This is a genomic window from Streptomyces sp. NPDC027672, from assembly GCF_055566335.1.
In genome coordinates, this window is the sequence record NZ_JBVHSO010000013.1 from 34,113 (window position 1) to 54,537 (window position 20,425).

Here is a 20,425-nt window from a genome sequence, read left to right on the forward strand (position 1 = left end):
GGACGCCTGGTCGCCTTGTCCCAGAGCGCATGTCCCTGTGCGCTTCAGCGCAGACGGACATGCGCATCGGACCGCCCCGGAGAGGACTGGCTCCGGACCGCCCCGGAAGTGCGCACCGGACCGCCTGGAAAAGCCTGAGGACATGCCGAACGGCCGCGTGAGCGAAGGGAGTCGCTCGCGCGGCCGTTCCGGGTCCGCCGGCCGGTCAGCCGGTCGCGCGGACCGCCGCACGGATCAGGTCGGCGACCGCCTCGGGCCGGGAGACGGCCACCGCGTGGGAGGCGCACTCCAGCTCGACGACCGTCGCACCGGCCCGCTCGGCGCCGAAGCGCTCCACCTCCGGGTTGATCGCCTGGTCGGCGGCGGCCACCAGGGCCCAGGACGGCTTGGTCTTCCAGGCGGCCGCGGCGGCCGTCTCCTCGAAGGCCGCGGCGGCGAGGGGGCGCTGCGCCGCCGCGAGCGCCTTGGTGGTCTCGGCCGGCACGTCGGCGGCGAAGACGGACGGGAAGGCGTCCTCGGCGATGGTGACCTCGACGGCCGGGTCGCCGCCCGGCACCGGGTACGTCCACTGCTTGAGGCTGCTGACCAGCGGCGAGGCCGGGAAGCGGCCCTGCAGCTCGCCGAGGCTCTCGCCCTCCTCCAGCACGTAGGCGGCGACGTAGACGAGGCCGACGACGTTCTCGGCGGTGCCGGCCACGGTGATGAGCGCGCCGCCGTAGGAGTGCCCGACCAGCACGACGGGGCCGTCGATCTGGGCGGCGACCGAGGCGACGTAGGCGGCGTCGGCGGCGAGTCCGCGCAGCGGGTTGGGCGGGGCGATCACCGGGATGCCGTGGTCCTGGAGGCGGGAGACGACGCCGGTCCAGCTACCGGCGTCGGCGAACGCGCCGTGGACGAGGAGGACGGTGGGAGTGGTCATGGCGTGGTTCCTGGTTCCTTCGGTGTTCAGACGCCGTGCAGGGCGGTGCGCAGGGTGCGGACGGCCATCGTGATGGCGGCCTCGGCGGCGTGCGTCTCGCGCAGCGCGTTGAGCATCACGAAGTCATGGATGATGCCCTGGAAGCGGACGGCGGTGACGGGAACCCCGGCCGCGCGCAGCTTGTTGGCGTAGGCCTCGCCCTCGTCGCGCAGCACGTCCGCCTCACCGGTGATGACCAGCGCCGGGGGCAGCCCGGCCAGCTGCTCGGTGGAGGCGCGCAGCGGGGAGGCGGTGATCTGCGCGCGCTCGGCCTCGTCGGTCGTGTACTGGTCCCAGAACCACTGCATGCCGTCGCGGCGCAGGAAGTAGCCGGTGGCGAACTGGTGGTAGGAGGGGGTGTCGAAGTTCGCGTCGGTCACCGGGTAGAACAGCACCTGCTGGAGCAGCGGGAGGCCACCGCGCTCCTTGGCCATCAGGGTGAGCGCGGCGGTCATGTTGCCGCCCACCGAGTCGCCGGCGACCGCGAGGCGCGTGCCGTCCAGGTCCTTGCCGGCGCCCTCGTCGACGATCCAGCGGGCGACCGCGTAGTTCTGCTCGATGGCGACCGGGTAGCGGGCCTCGGGCGACAGGTCGTACTCGGGGAAGACGACGGCCGCCTCGGCGCCGACGGCGAGTTCGCGTACGAGGCGGTCGTGGGTGTGGGCGTTGCCGAACACCCAGCCGGCGCCGTGGATGTAGAGGATCACCGGCAGGGGGCCGGTGGCTCCGGCGGGCCTGACGATCCGCGCGCGGACGCTGCCGGTGGGACCGCCCGGCACGGTGACCCACTCCTCGTCGACGGCCGGCTTGGCGATCTCGCCGGACTGCACCTCGTCGACGGTCTTGCGGCCCTCGGCGGGGGACAGGTCGAACAGGTAGGGCGGGTTGGCGGTGGCCTCGGCGAACGCGGCGGCCGCGGGCTCCAGCACGGGCTGGGCGGGCTTGACGGACTCTACGGCGTCGGGCATGTCTGATTCCTTGCTTTCTTCAACTGGTACGGCCGGCGGCTCACGCTAAAGCGCCCGGAAAAGCGGGGATTGCCGACGCGCGCACGGTCCCTTCTCCCACAGCGCACGCGGTTTTTCCCCGGCGCCGGCGCCGTGCGCTGACAGGTCAACGGCGGTGCGCTGCGGGGACATCGGGGCGCCGCGAGCACTCCTACCGTGCAGGGTGTCCGGCCAGGGACCGCTCCGGCCGTGACACCACCCGTGTCCTACTTCTCCCTGGGGGTTCCCACCGATGTCAACCATGCCGGTCGGCGGACTGGTGCCGCGCGCCGTGGAGAATGCCGCGGACCTCGTCGTCCGCAACGCGAGGATCCACACCCTGGACCCGGACCGGCCCCGGGCGCAGGCGCTCGCCGTACGCGGGGGCGTCGTCACCGTCGTCGGCGACGACCGGGACGTGGCGGCACACATCGGTGTGGACACCCGGGTCGTCGACGCGCTCGGCCGCCGGGTCGTCCCGGGACTGAACGACGCCCATCTGCACGTGATCCGCGGCGGCTTGCACTATGTGCTGGAGCTGCGCTGGGACGGCGTGCGCAGTCTGCGGCAGGCGCTGGCGATGCTGCGGGAGCAGGCCGCGCGGACGCCGAAGGGGCAGTGGGTGCGCGTGGTCGGCGGCTGGTCGGCCGAGCAGTTCGCCGAGCGCCGGCTGCCGACGGTGGCGGAACTGAACGCCGCCGCCCCGGACACCCCGGTGTTCGTCCTGCACCTGTACCAGTCGGCGGTCCTGAACCGGGCGGCGCTCAAGGCGGCCGGGTTCACCCGGGACACGCCCGATCCGCGGGGCGGCCAGATCGTGCGGGGCCGGGACGGGGAGCCGACGGGCATGCTGCTGGCCGCGCCCAGCGCCCTCGTCCTGTACTCGACGCTGGCCAAGGCCCCGGTGCTGGACGAGGAGCACCGCAAGACCTCGACGCGGCACTTCCTGCGCGAGCTGAACCGCTTCGGGCTGACCTCGGCGATCGACGCGGCCGGCGGATTCCAGAGCTTCCCCGACGACTACGCCACCGTCGTCGAACTCGCCGCGGCCGGCCAGTTGTCGTTGCGGATCGCCTATCACCTTTTCCCGCAGACGGCGGGCCAGGAGGTCGCCGACCTCACCCGCTGGACCGGCATGGTCCGCCCCGAGGACGGCGACGCGTGGCTGCGGCTGAACGGCGCGGGAGAGAACCTCACCTGGGCGGCCGCCGACTTCGAGAACTTCGGCCAGCCCCGTCCGCAGCTCGCCGGCGACTACGAGGCGGAGTTCGAGAAGGCCGTCCGTCTGCTGATGGAGCACGGCTGGGGCTTCCGCCTCCACGCCACCTACGACGAGACCATACGGCGCGATCTCGCGGTGTTCGAGAAGCTGGCCGCCGAGGGGCTGTTCCCGGCCGGGAACCGCTGGCTCTTCGACCACGCGGAGACCGCCTCGCCGGAAAGCCTCGACCGGGTCGCCGCCCTCGGCGGAGCGATGTCGGTGCAGAACCGGCTGTCCTTCCAGGGCGAGGCCTTCCTGCACCGCTACGGCCCCGGCGCCGCCGCGGACGCCCCGCCGATCCGGGCCATGCTGCACCGCGGGCTCACCGTGGCGGCCGGCACCGACGCGACCCGCGTATCCAGCTACAACCCGTGGGTGGCCCTGCACTGGCTGGTCAGCGGCCGCTCCATCGGCGACCTGGTCCTGCGCCCGCCGGCGAACCGGGTCGACCGGGAGACCGCGCTGACGATGTTCACCCGCGCGGGCGCGGTGCTCACCGGTGAGCAGGACGTCAAGGGCGTGCTGCGGCCCGGCTGTTACGCGGACCTCGCCATCCTGTCGGAGGACTACTTCGCGGTGCCCGAGCCGGAGATCGCGCACATCGAGTCGCTGCTGACCGTCACCGGCGGCCGGATCGTCTACACCGCGGGCGAGTACGAGGGCCTCGACGAGGAGCTGCCGCCCGTCGGCCCCGCCTGGAGTCCGGTCGCCCACTTCGGCGGTTACCAGGGGCGCTCCGCGTCCGGGGTGCGCCAGGCGGCGGCGGTCACCGACGCGGTCGCCGAGTCCGGGCAGCACCACGAGTGGCGCATCGCGCGCGGGCTGGTCCCGCCGGCGGGGACCGCGCCGTTCGACCCCTGTTTCTCCCTCTGAGACCCCGGCCTCGTCCGAGGCCCCGGAGGTTCTCACGGGGGTGTGCGGCGCGGACATCCGCCGCGTCGCCGCTTCACCGACACCACGTCACCGATATCACTTCATCGATATCGCCACACCGATATCGCTACACCGATGAGAGGTCTTTCCCATGGTCGACATCACCGGCGTCACCCCCTCCCCCAGCCCCGACCTGCTCACCCCGGACAACTGCGCGGTGCTGTTCGTGGACCACCAGCCGCAGATGTTCTTCGGCGCGGGCAGCGGTGACCGTACCGCCGTCATCAACGCGACCGTGGGCCTGGCGAAGGCCGCGAAGGCGTTCGACGTGCCCGTCGTGCTCAGCACCGTGGCCGCCGAGTCCTTCTCCGGTCCGATCCTGCCCCAGCTCGCGGACGTCTTCCCCGGCCAGGAGGTCGTCGACCGCACCACGATGAACGCCTGGGAGGACGCCTCCTTCGTCGACGCGGTCAAGGCCACCGGCCGTTCGAAGCTGGTCATCGCCGGCCTGTGGACCGAGGTCTGCGTCGTACTGCCCACGCTGTCCGCGCTCGCCCAGGGCTATGAGGTCTACGTCGTCACCGACGCCTCCGCCGGCGTCACCCCGCAGGCCCACGAGCACGCCGTACAGCGGGTCCTCCAGGCCGGCGCGGTCCCGGTGACGTGGGTGCAGGTGCTGCTGGAGCTCCAGCGGGACTGGGCGCGCACCGAGACGTACGCCGCGACGACCGGCGTGGTCAAGGAGCACGCCGGTGCCTACGGTCTGGGCATCGTCTACGCGCAGGCCGTCATCGGCGCCCACGCGGCCGGCTGACCCACCGGTCCGGCAGGAAACCAGGCAGGGAACAGGCAGGAGAACGATGGACACGGGAGTGCTGCTCCTGCGGCTGGCGGTGGGTCTGCTCATCGCCGGCCACGGAGTGCAGAAGGTGAGCTTCCGGCTCGGAGGCGACGGGCTGGCGGGCGGCACCGAGGAGTTCCGCCGCGACGGGTTCCGCGGCGGGCGGCTGACGGCGCTCGTCGCCGGGGCCAGTCAGGTCGGCTCCGGCCTGTTCCTGGCCGCCGGACTGCTCACGCCGCTGGCCGCGATGGCCGCCATGGGCGTGATGACGGTGGCGGGCACGGTGAAACGTCACAAGGGGCTGTGGGTGCAGAACGACGGTTACGAGTACCCGCTCGTCCTCGTCGTCGTCTCCGCCGCCCTCGCCCTGTCCGGGCCGGGCCGGTGGTCCCTCGACCGGGTGCTGGGGCTGACGCCCTGGCCGGTGTGGGTCGCCGTCGCCGCGCTGCTGGCCGGGCCGGGCAGCGGACTGCTCACCCGGGTGGTACTGCACCGGCCGTCCGTCACGGCGGGAGGTGGGCCGTATGCGCCGGCTGCTGAATGACGCGCTGCGCACCCTGGTGCCGGCCCGGGAGGACCGGCACGGGCCGCTGCCGCCCCTGCTGCTGACGCTGACCCTGGTCACCGGTCTCGTCGACGCCGTCAGCTACCTCGGGCTCGGACACGTCTTCGTCGCCAACATGACCGGCAACGTGGTGTTCCTGGGGTTCGCGCTGGGCGGCACCACGAGCCTGTCCGCGCTCGCGTCCGTGGTCTCGCTGGCCGCGTTCCTCGCCGGCGCGCTGACCGGGGGCCGGGTCGGCGGCCGGTACGCCGCGCACCGCGGGCACCTGCTGCGGGCGGCGACGGGTGTGCAGACGGTCCTGGTCGCGGTGGCCCTGGCGGTCGCCGCGGTCGGGAACGGGCAGGTGACGACCGGTGTCCGGTACGCGCTGATCGTGTTCCTGGGGCTCGCCATGGGTCTGCAGAACGCGGTGGCGCGACGGCTGGCCGTCCCGGACCTGACGACGACGGTGCTGACCTTGACGCTGACGGGGCTGGCGGCCGACTCCGCCCCGGCGGGCGGCGAGGCTCCCCGTCCGGGCCGGCGCCTGCTGTCGGTGCTGGCGATGTTCCTGGGCGCCCTCGTCGGCACGGTCCTCATCCTGCACGGCCATCTGGTGCTCACCCTCGCGCTGGCCCTGCTGCTGCTCGCGGTGACCGCGGTGAGCGTGCACCGTCTGTCGGCGGACGAGCCCGACTGGGTGCGTCCGGCATCGAAGTGACCGTGCCGGACGTGCCCTGAGGAACGGCCTGGGGCCCTGGTCGGGGAATGGCGGTGACCGCCTCCCTGCCCAGGGCCGCCAGGGTCTTCGGGCCGCCGGGGGTGAGCCGGCCTGCGCTGCCGCGGAGGCGTTCCCAGGCCCCGCCGTCGTCGCCGGTTTCCGCAGCGGCAGTGCCGCCACGGCGGGCGCGTGCGCGGGAGGGACCGCCGCGCGCGCGGCGGGGCTATTCGTCGATGCGCTGGAGCGCGGCGGCCTGTCTGTCGCCGGCCGCGGCGAGACCGTCGACGACACGGCGCCACCGGTCGAGCGCGGAGGCGTCCGGGAGGGGCGTCTCGCGGAGTTCGGTCAGCCAGTGGGTCAGGTGCGGGCAGCGGTCGGCGAAGGCGTCGTAGCGGCTGTCGATGAGGCGTTCGAGCCAGGTGAGGCCGGTGACGGACTGCCAGGTGCGGGGTGTGGTGCGGGCGAACCGGGCCAGCGCATCGGCGGCTTTCGGTTCGCCGCGGGCCAGGACGAGCCATCGCCCGGCCAGTCCGGCCAGCGCCTCGGGCGGGATCCAGTCACGGCGTGCCCGGTCGAGGGTGTCGTCGGGGCTGAGGTCGGCGGTGCGCAGTTGCGGGGTCGGCAGCAGGGCGGCGATGGCGTAGTCGGACCAGTGGCCGTGCAGGCGCGGGCCGGTGCCCGCGTCGAGGGCGTCGAGGGTGGTGCCGAGCAGGTGCGGCCACACGGTGGGCAGCAGGGCGCGCAGCCGGGGTTCGTAGGTGAAGAGGGTGGCGGCGTCGTGCAGTAGTTGTTGCAGGGCGTTGGCGTTGGCGGCGAACGTGCGCAGGTGCGCGGTGAGGGGTTCGGGGCTGCCCTGGGCGGCGAGGGTGAGGAGGGTGCGGACGACGAGTTCGCGCTCGGGGGCCCGGTAGCCGTCGTACCCCTCGGCCGCCCAGTGGGCGCAGCCGTGGCGGTGCGCGTCCGTCAGCACCGGCAGCAGGACGGCGGCGGGCGCGGCCAGGCAGGCGGTGGTGCGGGCGTGCGCGGTGCAGGCGAGCGGCAGGGCGAGCCTGTTCACGAGCAGGTCGGCGGGCGGGACGGCGGGCAGGGTCCGGTGGTGGGGAGGCGGCAGGAACCGGGGGTGCCGGCGCTGCGCCGCCCGGTCCCAGGGGCCGAGGCGGCAGTGGCCGAGGACTGTGCCGACGGCGGACCACAGGGGCCCGTGCCGCCGGCACGGGGTGCCGTCGTGCGTCTCGGCGCAGGGGGCGTCCCACACGGCGGCGGAGTCGGTCGCCAGGGCGGTGCGCAGGGCGTCGGACCGGGTGACCAGGGCGGTGACGGCCTCCTCGATCCGGTCCGGGGCGATGCCGAGGTGGTCGAAGGGGGCCAGGAGCAGGATGGGGACGGCATGGGCGGCCGAGCGGGCGGCGCTCGTCGGAGAGACCCACGCCTCCGCTGCGTCGGCGCCGGCGGGCGGGGTGTCCGCGGCGGCGAGAAGGGTGTCCGCCGCCCAGCGCAGGTCGTCGTCGGGGACGGTGGTCAGGCCGCGGGCGTGGCTGGTGACGGCGGCGGCCGCGACGGCGGCCGGGGCGTCCTGGGGGTCGAGAGGGGTGCGGGCGGGCGGGTCGGCGGCGAACCGCCGGGCGCGCGCCAGGTCGGCGAGGAGCGCGTCCGCGGGCCAGCCGCCGGGGTGTCCGTCACGGTCGGTGTAGGTGTGCGCCAGGCGCAGGGCCTCACCGCCCGCGGCCAACGCGGCCGCGGTGGGGGCCAGGGCTTCGGCCACCGGGGCGGGCGGCTCGTACTGCCACACGAGGGAGCCGTCGGCGGCCCGGCGGGCGGAGAAGTTCTCGTGCCGCAGCACCGACGCCCATCCCTGGACGACGAGGAGCCGGTCGCCGGGACCGTCGCCGAGCCCGGCCCGGGCGGTGGCGACCAGGCGGTCGGCCACGCCGGCGAGGGCGTCCAGCCGCTGCCGGTCGCGCGCCGCCACGGCGCGCACGGTCAGTGCGGCGGCGGCGTCGCGCAGGGTCCAGCCGCGCCGGTCGGCGCCGAAGGCCTCGTCCGGGCCGGTCCACCGCGCCAGGGCCTGGACCTCGCCGGCGGCCCGGGTGGACTCCAGCCGCCACACCGCCGGTGCGGTCAGCCAGGCGTCGAGCAGGTCCCCGGCGGACTGGAGGTGGCGGACGAGCAGGCCGACGACCAGCCCCGCCATGGCAAGGTTGTGACACCCGTCCAGCAGCAGCCCTACGATCGCGGGCAGGGGCACGTCCGCCGCCGCGAGCTGGTCGACGTACCGTTCGACGGCCATGAGCGCGCTCATGCACGGATAGGGGCCGGCGGTCGAGCCCCGGTACCAGCTCCACACCTGTCCGTCGCCCACGTAGCGGCGGGGGCCGATGCCGGGAAGGTCGATGTCGACGCCGGCCGGCGGGGCGTCGGGCGCGTCCGCACCGGTTCCGGGCTGCCGGTGGGCGCGCACCCGGACCGTGGCGGCGTGGTCGAGCATCCTGTTGATCAGGGCGACGGTGTCGACGGGCGCCTCGCGTAGCAGCCAGAAGAACGGCCCGTAGTGCCAGGCGGCGAACGGCGGGCCGAAAGCAGGCCGGTGGCGGTGGCGGCGGATTCCGTCGTCGCGCGCCCGTCCGCCGTCCCGGCGGCCCGGCTCCGGACGGTGCAGGTAGTAGGCCTCGGTGAGGTCGAGCAGCAGCCGCGGGTGCGTCCGCGCCAGGAAGACGGCGCCCAGTGACTCCACGGCCGCGTGCAGCCGGCCCGGGGCGGCCGCGGCCACCTCCCGCAGCCACTGCTCGCAGTGCTCGTCGGTGTCGGGGCCCAGCGTGGCGAGCGCTTCGACGGCGAACTCGTCGTGGTGGTCCCTGGGCGCGGCGAGCAGGCGGTCGCGTACCCGTCGGCGCAGCGGGTCGGTTCCCTCGGTGTCGCGGGCCATGCCCCGCAGCCACGCCAGGACGAGCGTACGGACGGACTCCCCCAGCCCTCCTCGTGCCGAGGGGTCGTGCTGCCCCAGGTCGCGATCGGTGCAGTAGGCCGAGGCCACCACGGACGCGAGGGTGAAGGGGTCGGCGACGGAGCCGCTGACGTAGCGGAGGTCCGCCAGGCGCAGCAGGGTTCTCAGTCCGCGGTGGCCGTCGGCGGCGAGGTCGTCCCAGACGTGCTCGATCACGGTCTGTGCGTCGCCGAGGGTCAGGAGCGCCTCCGCCGGGACCTCCGTCCACCGCTCCCCCATTCCCTCGCCGAGCCGGCCGAACTCCCGGTCCAGGTCGCGCCAGACGGCCGCCTGGTCTCCGGACAGCAGTTTCGCCTGACAGGCGAGGCGCACCGCGCGCATGGTCCACCGGGGTGCCCCGGCGGTCCGCAGGGGGTCCCAGCCGGTGGTCAGGAAGAGCCGGCACAGGGCGAAGTCGCGGATCAGGTCCGTGGCGAACTCGTCACCGGCGGCGAACGCGGGATTGGCCGGCGCGCGCAGCACCGCGTCCGAGCGCAGCCGCGGCAGCGCCCCCGCGGGCGCCTCACCGGGCAGGCCGAGCGCGCGGCGCGCGACGGCCAGCACCGCCTGTTCCCGCTCGTCCGGTGACGCGGCACCGGGCGGGTGCTCTTCGCCGTTGCGGACGAGACCGTTCCACACGGCCGCGAACACATCGGCCTCGGACAGCAGTTCGCTGCTCTCGTGTACGGTGCCGGCCCGCAGCAGGACGTCCACGAGACCGGGCCGGCCCACCAGCCACTCGGCGCGCGGATCGGCGCTGAGCCGGATCAGAGGCCGGAAGGTGTCGACGAGTCGGCGGCGCTCGGCCAGGGTGAGCCGTGCCACGACGTAGCGGGTCACGTTCCCGGTCCCGCCCGCCTGCGCCATGGCGGTCTCCAGCACCTCGTGCACGCGTGCGGCTCCGTCGCTCCGGGTGACCGCGACCACCCCGAGCCCGGCCCGGAACGCGGCGACGGCGACCTCCCGCAGCAGGTCCCGGCGGCCCTCGAGGACGGCTTCGGCGCCGTCGACCACGAGCAGCCGCACCGGGCGGACCTCTCCCGCCGCGAACACCTCCGCCAACCGCCGTCCGCCCAGGACGTGTTCGGTCTCCACCACCGACGCGAGGAGGTCACGCAGGCTCAGGCAGGCCACGGCCGCGCCGTCCTCGGTGAGCTGTCGCGCCGTACGGACGGTCAGGGCGGACTTGCCGACATCCGGCTCCCCCGTCACCACCAGACCCGCGCCCGTGCGGCCCGTGCGGACCATCGCGTCGGCGAGGCGCGCCCGTTCCCCGGCCCGGTCCAGCTCCAGGCGCACCTCGCCGGCCCGCAGGTCGGGGCGGGTCCCCTCGCGCAGACGGCGGGCCATGGCGTCCAGCACCGACCAGGCATGGTGGCAGGAAGCGGCCCGGCCCAGCGGGAAGCCGCTCAGGGCACGCCGTACCAGCGGCATGTCCACGTACGCGGCGGACGAGGCCCACGCGCCGGCCCGTTCGGCCAGCGCGCCGAACACGGCGTCGGCGGTCTCCACCGACCCGTCGGCCACCATCCGGCGCAGCGCGGAGACGGCCGTGGTGCGGTCGGTCTCGTCCACGCCCTCCAAGCGCAGTTGCCGCACCCGCAGGGCGGACAGCCAGCGCCAGGTGAGTTCCCGGGCGTCGGCGCCGGACAGCTCCGGGTCGCCCGCGGCGGCCGCACCGACCAGGGCGTCCAGATGGGTCAGGCGGCGGCGCACCGCGGCGTTGGCCGCCCCCGGCCGGGCGACGGCGTCCCGGAACCACGCCGCCGAGGACACGGACTGCGCGATCCGCGCCAGCGCGTCCGTCTGCCGTACGGCGGTGCCGGAGACGCCCACCGCGAGCGCCACGCGCCAGCGGCCCGCCGCCACCTCGTCCCAGTGCCCGATGACCACCCGCAGGAAGGACCGCACGAGCGGCACCGACTTCTCGTCGCCCGCGGTCAGTTCCGGGTCCCTGCGCACCCCGATGGACACCCGCCGCATCCGGCCGTCGGCCGAACGGCCCTCCACCACCACGTCGTCGACCGGACTGATGTCACTGGCCTGCAACCGCACACCCAGCGGAACGACGCCGTCCCCCAGCTCGCCGACCGGGTCCTCGGCCAGCAGAGCCGCCACCAAGGTCGCCGCGTAGCGGTGTTCCAGCCGGACACCACCGCCACCGGTCGCATAAGGGGACGCAGCACCATGGGTCACACCCGCCACCTTATGGTCGCCCCGGCCCGCGAGGGGTCGTGTTCACGGGGACGGCGCCGTACGGTCGGAGCCGTCCACAGCCCCCGGAGTCCGCATACGGAGTTCATGATCGCGTACCGCTTCCTTCACGTGACCCGCCTAGCGTCCGGGGCGTCCGCAACCCTACGAAGGAGTGACGTGAGCGCCTTCGCTCTCAGCACCGTGACCGCACTCGCCACCGCGTTCACCCTGACGGCCGGTCCGGCCGCCCCGGTGACCGTGACCGCCGCCGTCGAGACTCCCGCCGTGTACGACGACGCGGCCGGCGGCAACGCCGACGCCGACGACCCGGCCGTGTGGGTGGACCCCGAGAACCCGGGCCGCAGCATCGTCGTCGGCACACTGAAGGAGGCCGGTCTCGACGTCTACGGCCTGGACGGCCGGCGCCTTCAGCACCTGGCGGCTCCGCAGGCCCCGAACGCGGACGCCAAGCCCGGCCGCTTCAACAACGTCGACATCGTCTACGGGTTCGAACTGGGCGGCAAGAAGAGGGACTTGGCTCTCGTCAGCGACCGGGGCCGCGACCGCGTCCGCGCGTACGTCATCGACCCCGCGGCCGTCGCGGCCGGCAAGCCGCCGCTGAAGGACGTCACCGCTCCCGACGCCGCGCCGGTCTTCGCCGCCGACGAGGCCGGGGTGGAGGACCAGCGCACCTCCTACGGCCTGACGGCCTTCAGCGAGGACGACGACGCCTACGTGGTGGTGTCACAGCGCGAGGAGACCCGCCTGCGCCTGCTGCGGCTGGAGGAGCACGACGGACGCGTCGGCTACCGCACCGAGGACACCCTCGATCTGCCCGCCTCCTTCCGGCTGCCCGACGGCAAGGACTGGTCCCCGTGCGCGGACCCCGGCGAGCGGCCGCAGGTCGAGGGCATGGCCGTGGACCTGGAGAAACACGTCCTGTACGCCGCCCAGGAGCGGGTCGGCCTGTGGCGGATCGACCTGGACGACGAGAAGTTCGAGGACCCCGAACTGGTCGACCGGGTCCGTGAGTTCGGCACGCCGTGGACGTACGACGCCGAGGCGGAGGAGTGCGTCCTCGACCCGGCCCGCGACCCCGGCTTCGGCGGTGCGCACCTGCGCGCCGACGCGGAGGGCGTCACCGTCTACCACGCCGAGGACGGCCACGGGTACGTCCTCGCCTCCAGCCAGGGTGACAACACCTTCGCCGTGTACGAGCGCGACGGGGACAACGACTACGTCGGCTCGTTCGCCGTCACCGACGGCGCCACCGACGGCGTGCAGCACTCCGACGGCTCCACGGTCGTCAACGTGCCCCTCGGCCGCGCCTTCCCCAAGGGGCTGCTGATCACGCACGACGGCGAGGCCACCCCCGCCGACGGCGAACGCGCGGGCACCGACTTCAAGTTCATCCGCTGGGACGCCGTCGCCGGTGCCTTCCCCGAGCCGCTGACGGTCGACACCGAGTCCTTCGACCCGCGCGACGCACACTGACCTCCCGGACCGGACACCTGTTCCCGGCGACCCGGTTCAGCGCGTCGTCTGTACGGCGCAGATCTCGGCCGCGTTGCCGAAGACCCGCCACGAGAGGGTCTGCCGGTCGGTGCGCCGGGGGCAGCCGCCGCCGTTCAGCACCGCCGTGATCGCCATGATGGCGTTCCTGCCGTGCGGCACCTGCGTCCGGTCACAGCCCCAGACGGTGAACAACTGCCCGTCGCCCCTCAGGGTTCCCTCGGCCTGTCTGCTCAGGGTCGCGGGAAAGCACTGCCCCACGGCGAACACGCGGTCCAGGCACAAAGCGGTGGACGAGCCGTCGTCGTTGATGTGGCCCCAGCCCCACCGGCCCGCGCCGGTGGGGCACTTGGCGGCGTACGTCGTCACCATGGTGACCTTCGAGTAGGCGAAGCCGGCACCGCAGTCGACGGCGACCGGGTACTCGCGGTTCAGCCTGCCCCAGCCCGCGTCGTACACGTCCAGGCAGGTGCCGACGCCGGCGTGCGCGAACGCCACGTCGGCCGGATCAGGCGGGCCGGGAGTCGGGGAGGCACTGGGCGTGGGGCTCGGGGAGGTTTCCCGGTGCTGCGGAGTCTGCGGCGTCTCCGGCTTTTCCGGCTCCCCGGAGTCCTCTTCGGCGGACGGGAGTTGCCCGGGATGAGCGGTCGTCGCGGTGGACCCGCCGGGAACCTGCGGTCCGCCGGCGGCCTCCGTGGACTTCCGGTCGCCGGCCGCGGCCGTCCCCTGCCACGGCTGCCACATTCCGAGCAGGACCACGAGGGCCAGCAGGACGACGAGCACCGCCGAGGAGGCACTGACGAAGTAGGTGGTGTTGATGTCGCGTCCGGCCACCGTGATCGTGGCCCGGCCGTCCGCGCGTGCGCTGATGTGCGGTCCGCCGCCGGCACCCTCCCGGCCGGGGCCGTCCGTCCTCGCGGAGTTCACCGGGTCACCTCTTGGTGATGTTGATGTCACGTCCGGCCATGGTGACGCGCGCCCGCCCCGACGCGTGGGCGGTCAGCCGGACACCGCCGGCCGGCGGGGCGGTCGTGTCGGTCATGGGTCCCAACTCGTCGACCATCCGCCGCAGTTCGAGCGCCATGTCCGGGTTGGCGGTCAGCAGCCGACGCAGCCGTGTCCGCCACTCGTCGACGAGTTCGCGCTCGGCCCGCTCGTCCCCGTTGCGCCGGGCGGCGAGCACTTCGGCGCGCGCCTCCCCCAGCTCGGCCAGCACCGTGTCCGCCCGCTCGGGGTGCGCCCGGCGCCACAGCCCGCCCAGCGCCCGCTGCGCGCGCTCCCAGCCGGCCGTCGCCGCCGCGCTGACGAGCGTCGACGCGGCCAGGTGCACCAGTTCCGCCAGTTCCGCTTCCATTGCCGTACTCCTGTGTCTGCTCGATGTGCCGGGTCGCTGGGTGCGCGTCCCTGGGGAGACCGGGGCGCTGGGGGCGTGTCGTCGGGGGTGCCGGGGAAGCGGGGGGTGTGTCGTCGGGTCGTCGGGTCGTCGAGGTGCGGGCGTCGGGCGCGCGGGTGGCCGTGGAACGGGGGCTATGGGGGCCGTGGAACGGGGGCGGGCGCGGACCCGCTCGGGCGAACGGGTCCGTCGCACCAAGGGGCGGTCAGTGCCGGGAGGCGATGATCAGGAGCAGGACCAGGACGCCGAGGGCGATCAGGCATCCGGCGCCTCCGGAAGACGATCCCTTGCGGAACTCGACCGTCCCGCCGGGGACGACACGCGGATGACTCCGCCCGTAGTGGGCCTCCATCGCCTTCGCTCCCGTGGATTCGCTTCCCCAGGCGGTGCGGTGGCCGCACTCGCCGCACCGGTACCGGTATCCGTCAGCCATCACTGTCTCCTTCTCGTTCGTGGGTCTCGTTCGTGGGTGGTGGTCCCGGCCGGGCCGGCGGGCGCCGGGTGCGGCCGGAGAGGTTTCCGTGGGGCAAGGGGGCTGTACGTCAGTCGTCGGTGGCGGCACCCGCGAGGTGTTCGGCGAGGGCGTGCAGGACGCAGAGGTTCGGGATCCCGGACGCGACGGCGGTCCACACCTGCCAGCGGCCGGCGACGCGGACGGCGACGACACCGTTGCCGGTCTCGATCCGCTGGACCTGCGCCCAGCGCAGGGTCCTGCCGCCCGAGCCGACCTCGTCCCGGGTGAGCCATACGGGGCCGAAGGCCAGCCGTGCTCCCCGGCGCAGCGCGGCCAGCGCGTGCGGCAGTTGCGCGTCGACGACGCCTCGGCGGATCGCGGGCCACCACTCCTCCGGCCGGCCGAAGTCACCGCAGCGCAGCATGATCCGCTCACCGTCGACGTCGACTAGCGACAGGGCACGGGTGACGCCCCGCGAGGAGAGCACCCTGCGCCGGTGCACCACCGTGGTGTCGAAGCGGACGACATGGACCCCACATGCCCGTCCGCCGGCGGCGGCCGTCATCCCGTACTCGTACAGGTCCAGCCGCGCACCCGTGCCCGTGACCGGGCTCCCGGCCCGCAGCAGACGACGCACCGCCGCCACCGGCCCGCCCCCGATCCGCAACAGGCGACGCACCCTCGCCACGGAGCCGCCCCCGATCCGCAACAGGCGACGCACCCGCGCCACCGGCCCACCGCCGACCCCCGGCAGGCGAGGCGTGTCCGCGCCGGTGGTCCGCCCGGTCCCGGGTTCGGCGCGCGGCGGACGGTAGGTGACGAGCCGCCTGCCGAGTTGTGCCCGGCCCGCTGCCGCGGAGACCCGCGCGAGCAGCAGCTCCTCCTCGCGTCCCCGGGGGACGGCTTCCCCGCTCACGCCGCGCCCGCCCGCAGGCCGGCGGCGTCCCCGCGCAGGACCGCCCGCCGGGCCAGCGACAGCTCTTCGCCGGGCGTCACCCCCAGGTCGTCGGCGAGGTGGCGGCGGGCACGGTCGTAGACGGCCAGCGCCTCGGCCCGCCGGCCGCCGCACCGCAGCGCGTGCATCAGTGCCGCGGCGACCGGTTCGTTCAGCGGCTCCTCCAGGGCCAGGGCGGACAGCCCGGTGATCGCCTCGTCGTGCCGGCCGAGCCGCATCTGCCACTGCGCCGCCCGCTGCGCCAGGGCGACCCTGCGCCGGGTGAGCCGCAGCCGCTCCGACTCGGCCAGCGGCCCGGGCAGTCCGGCCAACGGCTCACCGCGGAACAGCTCCAGCGCGCGGGCGCACAGCCGCACGGCCTCGGACAGATCGCCGGCGCGTGCGGCCTCCCCGGACCGGGCGGCGAGATCCTCCACGCACAGCGCGTCCACCTCGGCCACATCGCGGACCAGTCCGTATCCGTACCGGTCGCGCCGGATCACCGAGTCCGGGCGCTCCCCGAGACGCAGTTTCTTGCGCAGCCGGTAGACGTAGACCGGTACGACGTTACCGTCCGGCATGTCCCTGCCCCACACGGCGTCGAGGAGGTGCCGCCGGCTGACGGAACGCCCCGCGCTCAGCGCCAGCGCCGCCAGCACGGCCTGCTGCCGTACCGGTCCGACGTCCACGGGCCGCCCCGCGAGACTCGTCCTCAGCGGACCGAGCACCGACACCCGGAGCCGGGGACCGGGTGCGTCGTCCGTCCGCCGTCCAGCGGCGGTCCCCGGCACCGGTCCGCGCGGGCCCTGTCCGGGGACGACCAGACCGCAGTCGAAGGCGCGCACGATGGCGGCGGCCCGGTCCCGCAGCCCCAGCTTCCCGAGGACACGGCCGACCCGCTCCGCCACCACGGGCTCGGGCAGGTCGAGGACGGCGGCGATCTCGGCGTCCGCCAGGCCGCAGCCGAGCGCGCGCAGCACCTCGCGTTCCTGGGCGGTGAGGACCGTACCGCCCGGGGTGCCCCGGGCTGCGATCGTCGTCGGCATGGCGACTCCCTGTTCTCCGGACCGGTCGGCGCACTCGCCCCGGTCGGCCACCTCGATGCGGTCGAGGCTCGCCGCCGTGCGGGAAGTGTGGACAGAGCATGGAACCGGTCATATGTGACCGGTGCCCGCGCTACAGTCCCCACCTGCGGAAAGGCTGACGACTCAGGGGGAAGGCCGGGCATGGTGGCCAGGGGGTTCGGCGCGGTCCTGCGACGGCTGCGCGAGGAGGCGGGGCTGACGCAGGACGAGTTGGAACGGCGTTCCGGGGTCAGCGTGAGCACCATCCGCGGTCTGGAGACCGGCAAGCGCGGCAACCCGCGGATGACCACGGTGCGGCAACTGGCCGACGCGCTGGCCCTGCGGAGCGCGGACCGCGAGGAGTTGCTGAGCGCCGCCGTCCCGGGGGACCCGGGCGGTGGTGCGGGCACACCGGGCGACCCGGGACCGTCGGGCGGTGGCACGGGCGCTGCGGGCGGCGCGGGTGTGCCGGCCGGTGGCGTGGGCACCGCGGGCGTCACTGGTGTACCGGCCGGTGGTGCGAGCGCTCCCGGCGGCGCGGGTGTGCCGGACGGTGGCACGGGCACCCCGGGCGACGCGGGACCGCCGGCCGATGGCATGGGCGCTCCGGGCGGCACTGGTATGCCGGGCGGTGGCGCCGGCGCTGCGGGCGGCCCGGGTGGTGAAGCGGAGGCGGGGGACGCCCTGGCAGAGGCGGCCGGCGAGTTGGCGAAGGCGGTGGCGGCCCGCTGGCAGCGCGAGGAGGAACACCGGCGGATCCAGGATCCCTTTCCGCTGCCGGTCCGCTGGACGGCTGCCCCCGACACCCTCACCGACCACTGGGCCAACATCCGCCGCCTCCCGCCCGGGGCCGCGAGCGGTCCGCTCGACCTGAGCGGCGACCTGGACGGGATCGCGCGGACCTACCGGAGCATCCCCTCCGGGCGGCTGGTGGTCCTCGGCAGGTCCGGGTCCGGGAAGACGGTCCTGACCCTGCGCTTCGTCCTCGACCACCTGAAGACGCGGAAGCCCGCGGAACCCGTTCCGGTGATCTTCAGCATCGGTGCCTGGAATCCCACGACCCGCACCCTGCGCGACTGGCTGACCGACCAGTTGACGCGCGACCACCCCGGCACGGCCGCCCGGGGGCCCGGCAGGGTGAGCCTGGCCGCCGCGCTGGTCGACTCCGGCCGCGTGCTGCCGGTACTGGACGGCTTCGACGAGATGGCCGACGGACTGCGCCGCCCCGCGCTCGAAGCCCTCAACGCCACCACCCTCCCCCTCCTGCTCACCAGCCGCCCCGCCGAGTACGCCGCCGCCGTCGCGGAGACCGACGTGCTGACCTCGGCCGCCTCGGTCGAACTCACCGACCTCACCGTCGACGACCTGGACCACTACTTGCCCCGCACCACCCGCAAGTCCGACCCCGCGGACCCCGGGCGGGGCGCCTGGGACCGCGTGCTGAAGAAGCTGCGCGAGCCGTCACCGGACGGACCGGCGGGCCCGCTGGCCACGGCCCTGGCGACCCCGCTGATGGTCGCGCTCGCCCGCACCGTCTACAGCGACACCCCGCAGTACGATCCGGCCGTCCTGCTCGACACCGAACGGTTCGGCAGCGTGCGCGCGGTGGAGGAGCACCTGCTCGACAGTTTCCTCCCCACCGTCTACCACGCGCCCCGGCCGGACGGACGGGATTGGAACGCGGACCGGGCCCGGAAGTGGCTCGGCTACCTCGCCCGCCACCTGGCCGAGCTGGAGACCCCCGACCTGGCCTGGTGGCGGCTCGGCCACGGTCTGCGCCGCTCCACCCGCTCCCTGGTCACCGCCCTCGTCACCGGACTGGCCATCGCACTGGTCGACGGCCTGGTCGCCCTCGCCTTCCACGGCTCGCTCGTCGGGGCCCTCCTGGACGGGGCCGTCGTCGGGCTCCTCGCCGGCTTCCTGTTCGGGCTCGTGCACTGGCTGACGTACACGGTCACGGGCAAGGACGTCACGCCGTCGGCCGTACGCCTGCGCATCCGCGGCCGGCCGCCGGCCACCACGTGGACGGCCGGGCCCCGGCTGGTGATCGGCACCCTGGGCGGCGCGTTCTTCGGCCTCTCCTACGGCGGTCTGATCGGTCTGCTGCACGCGTACCTCTGGAGAACCGGCCTCGCGTCCGGGCTGTACCTGGTGCTCGTCGACGCGATCGTCTACGGCCTGGTCTTCGCCGGCGGCACCGGGCTCACCTTCTGCCTCATCGGCCTCCTCGAAACGCCCCTCGACATCGTCTCCGCCGTCAGCCCGCGCAGCGTCCTGAGCACGGACCGCAGGACGACGCTCACCCAACTCGCCGTCTGGACACCCGTGTTCGGAGCGACGGTCGGACTCGGCGCCGGGCTGGTGGTCGACCTGCTGCAAGGGCACCTGGGGCAACTCGTCCTGGACCCGGCAGCCAGTCTCCGGCTCGGCGTCATCAGCGGTCTCGGCGGCGCCCTCGGCTACACCCTGAGCCTGACCGCCTGGGGCCAGTGGTGCGTGCTCACCCGTATCTGGCTGCCGTTGACCGGACGCCTGCCCTGGGCGGTCGTCACCTTCCTGGACGACGCCTACCAGCGGGGTGTCCTGCGGCAGGCCGGCGCGGTGCACCAGTTCCGCCACGCCCGTCTGCAGAGCCATCTCGCCCGGGCTCACCGCCGCGGGTGAGCCGCCACCGGGCCGGGCTTCGCCGTGATTCCATCGCCGCCGCCCAGCATCCGAAGCGTCCGGCACGGTATCCGGCACCGGCCTGTGGGCCACGGTGCCGCGGGGCGTGGGCGTCCTCGGCTTCACCTCGGCGGGGCCGGGCCCCGAGGAGTTCCCGGGCGGGCGGCCCCGTCACCGTGGGGCCGCCCCGGGGCGGGTCAGCCCATCCGGGCCTCCGAGCCGTGGAGTTCGACGAAGTGCAGCACATGGGCCAGGCCCACGAGGCTGGTGATGACCTGGTTCACAGGGCGGTGCCCCACAGCGCACCGTCGGCGGGTGCCGAAGTCCCCGTCGCTTCCGCGCTGTTCCGTGCCGCCCCTCCGGGCCGCCGCGCAGCGGAAGTTGACCGATAGCGCACCCCTGAGTGTGTGATGTGCGTCACTCCGACGGGTCCGATTCGCGCCGGGATATCCGGAGGAGTCGGCTCCCGATCTCCGGAGGCGTGGCATCCACTTGACGGGATCCGCAGCCACCCCATGGACAACCGGGAAAGATCCCTCACAGAAAGGACACGGGTCTCTACACCGCCTCCATTAGAGGCGGGCCGACCGCGTCCGGATCGCCGTGCCGCACCAGGCCAAGACGCAGCGAACCGGGACGATCACAACGGGCCAATGTCCGGATCGGTCTTGCTGCCGTTCCCGCCCGACACCACACTCGACTGCTGTAAGGCGAATGATCGTTCGGTTTCTCCCGCTGTGAGCGCAGTTCTCAGCCATGCCGTCTTCCGGCATGTACGCGTCGGCATCCCGCCGGCGCGTTCCGCTCTTCCCCTACTTCCCGAAGGAGTTCGTCATGTCCCGTGACCAGCAGGACGCCCTGGAGCTTCAGGACCTCGCCCTCGACACGGACCTGGACCTCAGCGACCTGACCGTGACGTCGCTGCGCGACACCGCCGCGCTGCCCGAGAACGGCGCCTCGTGGGGTTCGTGCTCCTGCCAGGCCTCGTCGTCCTGTGCGCAGCCGCAGGAGAACGGACCTGTGGCCCTCTGACCCCGCGCAGGC

At 74.3% G+C, this 20,425-nt stretch carries 15 protein-coding genes; 7 read left to right on the top strand and 8 right to left on the bottom strand.

Going from position 1 to position 20,425, the window contains the following annotated elements:
- Window positions 1-205: 205 nt before the first annotated feature.
- Complete coding sequence (locus ACZ4SV_RS28055; RefSeq protein ID WP_468007401.1) at window positions 206-919, bottom strand: alpha/beta fold hydrolase; 714 nt, start codon at window positions 917-919, stop codon at window positions 206-208.
- A gap of 26 nt (window positions 920-945) precedes the next feature.
- On the bottom strand, window positions 946-1,926 hold the full coding sequence (locus ACZ4SV_RS28060) for an alpha/beta hydrolase (protein ID WP_468007403.1): 981 nt from the start codon (window positions 1,924-1,926) through the stop codon (window positions 946-948).
- Window positions 1,927-2,197: 271 nt separating this feature from the next.
- On the opposite strand from ACZ4SV_RS28060, the gene ACZ4SV_RS28065 reads away from it, so the two are divergent.
- The 4 genes from ACZ4SV_RS28065 (at window position 2,198) to ACZ4SV_RS28080 (ending at window position 6,184) form a co-directional block, all read left to right on the top strand.
- On the top strand, window positions 2,198-4,078 hold the full coding sequence (locus tag ACZ4SV_RS28065) for an amidohydrolase (RefSeq protein WP_468007405.1): 1,881 nt from the start codon (window positions 2,198-2,200) through the stop codon (window positions 4,076-4,078).
- A gap of 151 nt (window positions 4,079-4,229) precedes the next feature.
- On the top strand, window positions 4,230-4,892 hold the full coding sequence (locus ACZ4SV_RS28070) for a hydrolase (protein ID WP_468007407.1): 663 nt from the start codon (window positions 4,230-4,232) through the stop codon (window positions 4,890-4,892).
- Window positions 4,893-4,938: 46 nt separating this feature from the next.
- Window positions 4,939-5,463, top strand: coding sequence for a DoxX family protein (locus ACZ4SV_RS28075; RefSeq protein WP_397940942.1), 525 nt, complete (start codon window positions 4,939-4,941; stop codon window positions 5,461-5,463).
- Window positions 5,444-6,184 (top strand): YoaK family protein, encoded by a 741-nt coding sequence (locus tag ACZ4SV_RS28080; RefSeq protein WP_468007409.1) that lies wholly within the window; start codon window positions 5,444-5,446, stop codon window positions 6,182-6,184. Before ACZ4SV_RS28075 ends, ACZ4SV_RS28080 begins: the two co-directional genes overlap by 20 nt.
- 223 nt (window positions 6,185-6,407) lie before the next feature.
- Here ACZ4SV_RS28080 and ACZ4SV_RS28085 read toward each other — a convergent pair whose 3' ends face one another.
- Window positions 6,408-11,360 carry a hypothetical protein gene (locus ACZ4SV_RS28085; protein ID WP_468007411.1) on the bottom strand — a complete coding sequence of 1,651 codons (4,953 nt, stop codon included), beginning with the start codon at window positions 11,358-11,360 and terminating at the stop codon, window positions 6,408-6,410.
- 177 nt (window positions 11,361-11,537) lie between these two features.
- Here ACZ4SV_RS28085 and ACZ4SV_RS28090 point away from each other — a divergent pair, with 177 nt between their 5' ends.
- Window positions 11,538-12,854 carry a phytase gene (locus ACZ4SV_RS28090; protein WP_468007413.1) on the top strand — a complete coding sequence of 439 codons (1,317 nt, stop codon included), beginning with the start codon at window positions 11,538-11,540 and terminating at the stop codon, window positions 12,852-12,854.
- A gap of 36 nt (window positions 12,855-12,890) precedes the next feature.
- On the opposite strand, the gene ACZ4SV_RS28095 is transcribed toward ACZ4SV_RS28090, so the two are convergent.
- The 5 genes from ACZ4SV_RS28095 to ACZ4SV_RS28115 form a co-directional block, all read right to left on the bottom strand.
- Window positions 12,891-13,799, bottom strand: a complete 909-nt coding sequence (locus ACZ4SV_RS28095) for a hypothetical protein (protein ID WP_468007415.1) — start codon at window positions 13,797-13,799, stop codon at window positions 12,891-12,893.
- Between the two features lie 4 nt (window positions 13,800-13,803).
- Window positions 13,804-14,226 carry a hypothetical protein gene (locus tag ACZ4SV_RS28100; RefSeq protein ID WP_468007417.1) on the bottom strand — a complete coding sequence of 141 codons (423 nt, stop codon included), beginning with the start codon at window positions 14,224-14,226 and terminating at the stop codon, window positions 13,804-13,806.
- A gap of 244 nt (window positions 14,227-14,470) precedes the next feature.
- Complete coding sequence (locus ACZ4SV_RS28105; RefSeq protein ID WP_365881333.1) at window positions 14,471-14,698, bottom strand: hypothetical protein; 228 nt, start codon at window positions 14,696-14,698, stop codon at window positions 14,471-14,473.
- 109 nt (window positions 14,699-14,807) lie between these two features.
- The gene (locus ACZ4SV_RS28110; RefSeq protein ID WP_468007419.1) at window positions 14,808-15,635 is read right to left on the bottom strand and encodes a DUF6585 family protein; all 828 of its coding nucleotides are present in this window, start codon (window positions 15,633-15,635) and stop codon (window positions 14,808-14,810) included.
- The gene (locus ACZ4SV_RS28115; protein ID WP_468007421.1) at window positions 15,632-16,699 is read right to left on the bottom strand and encodes an AfsR/SARP family transcriptional regulator; all 1,068 of its coding nucleotides are present in this window, start codon (window positions 16,697-16,699) and stop codon (window positions 15,632-15,634) included. Before ACZ4SV_RS28115 ends, ACZ4SV_RS28110 begins: the two co-directional genes overlap by 4 nt.
- A gap of 180 nt (window positions 16,700-16,879) precedes the next feature.
- Here ACZ4SV_RS28115 and ACZ4SV_RS28120 point away from each other — a divergent pair, with 180 nt between their 5' ends.
- A complete protein-coding gene (locus tag ACZ4SV_RS28120) occupies window positions 16,880-19,381 on the top strand; it encodes a helix-turn-helix domain-containing protein (RefSeq protein ID WP_468007423.1) in 2,502 nt (833 codons plus the stop codon).
- A gap of 834 nt (window positions 19,382-20,215) precedes the next feature.
- Window positions 20,216-20,413: a thiazolylpeptide-type bacteriocin gene (locus tag ACZ4SV_RS28125; protein WP_365882269.1), complete on the top strand. Its 198-nt coding sequence runs from the start codon at window positions 20,216-20,218 to the stop codon at window positions 20,411-20,413.
- Window positions 20,414-20,425: the final 12 nt, after the last annotated feature.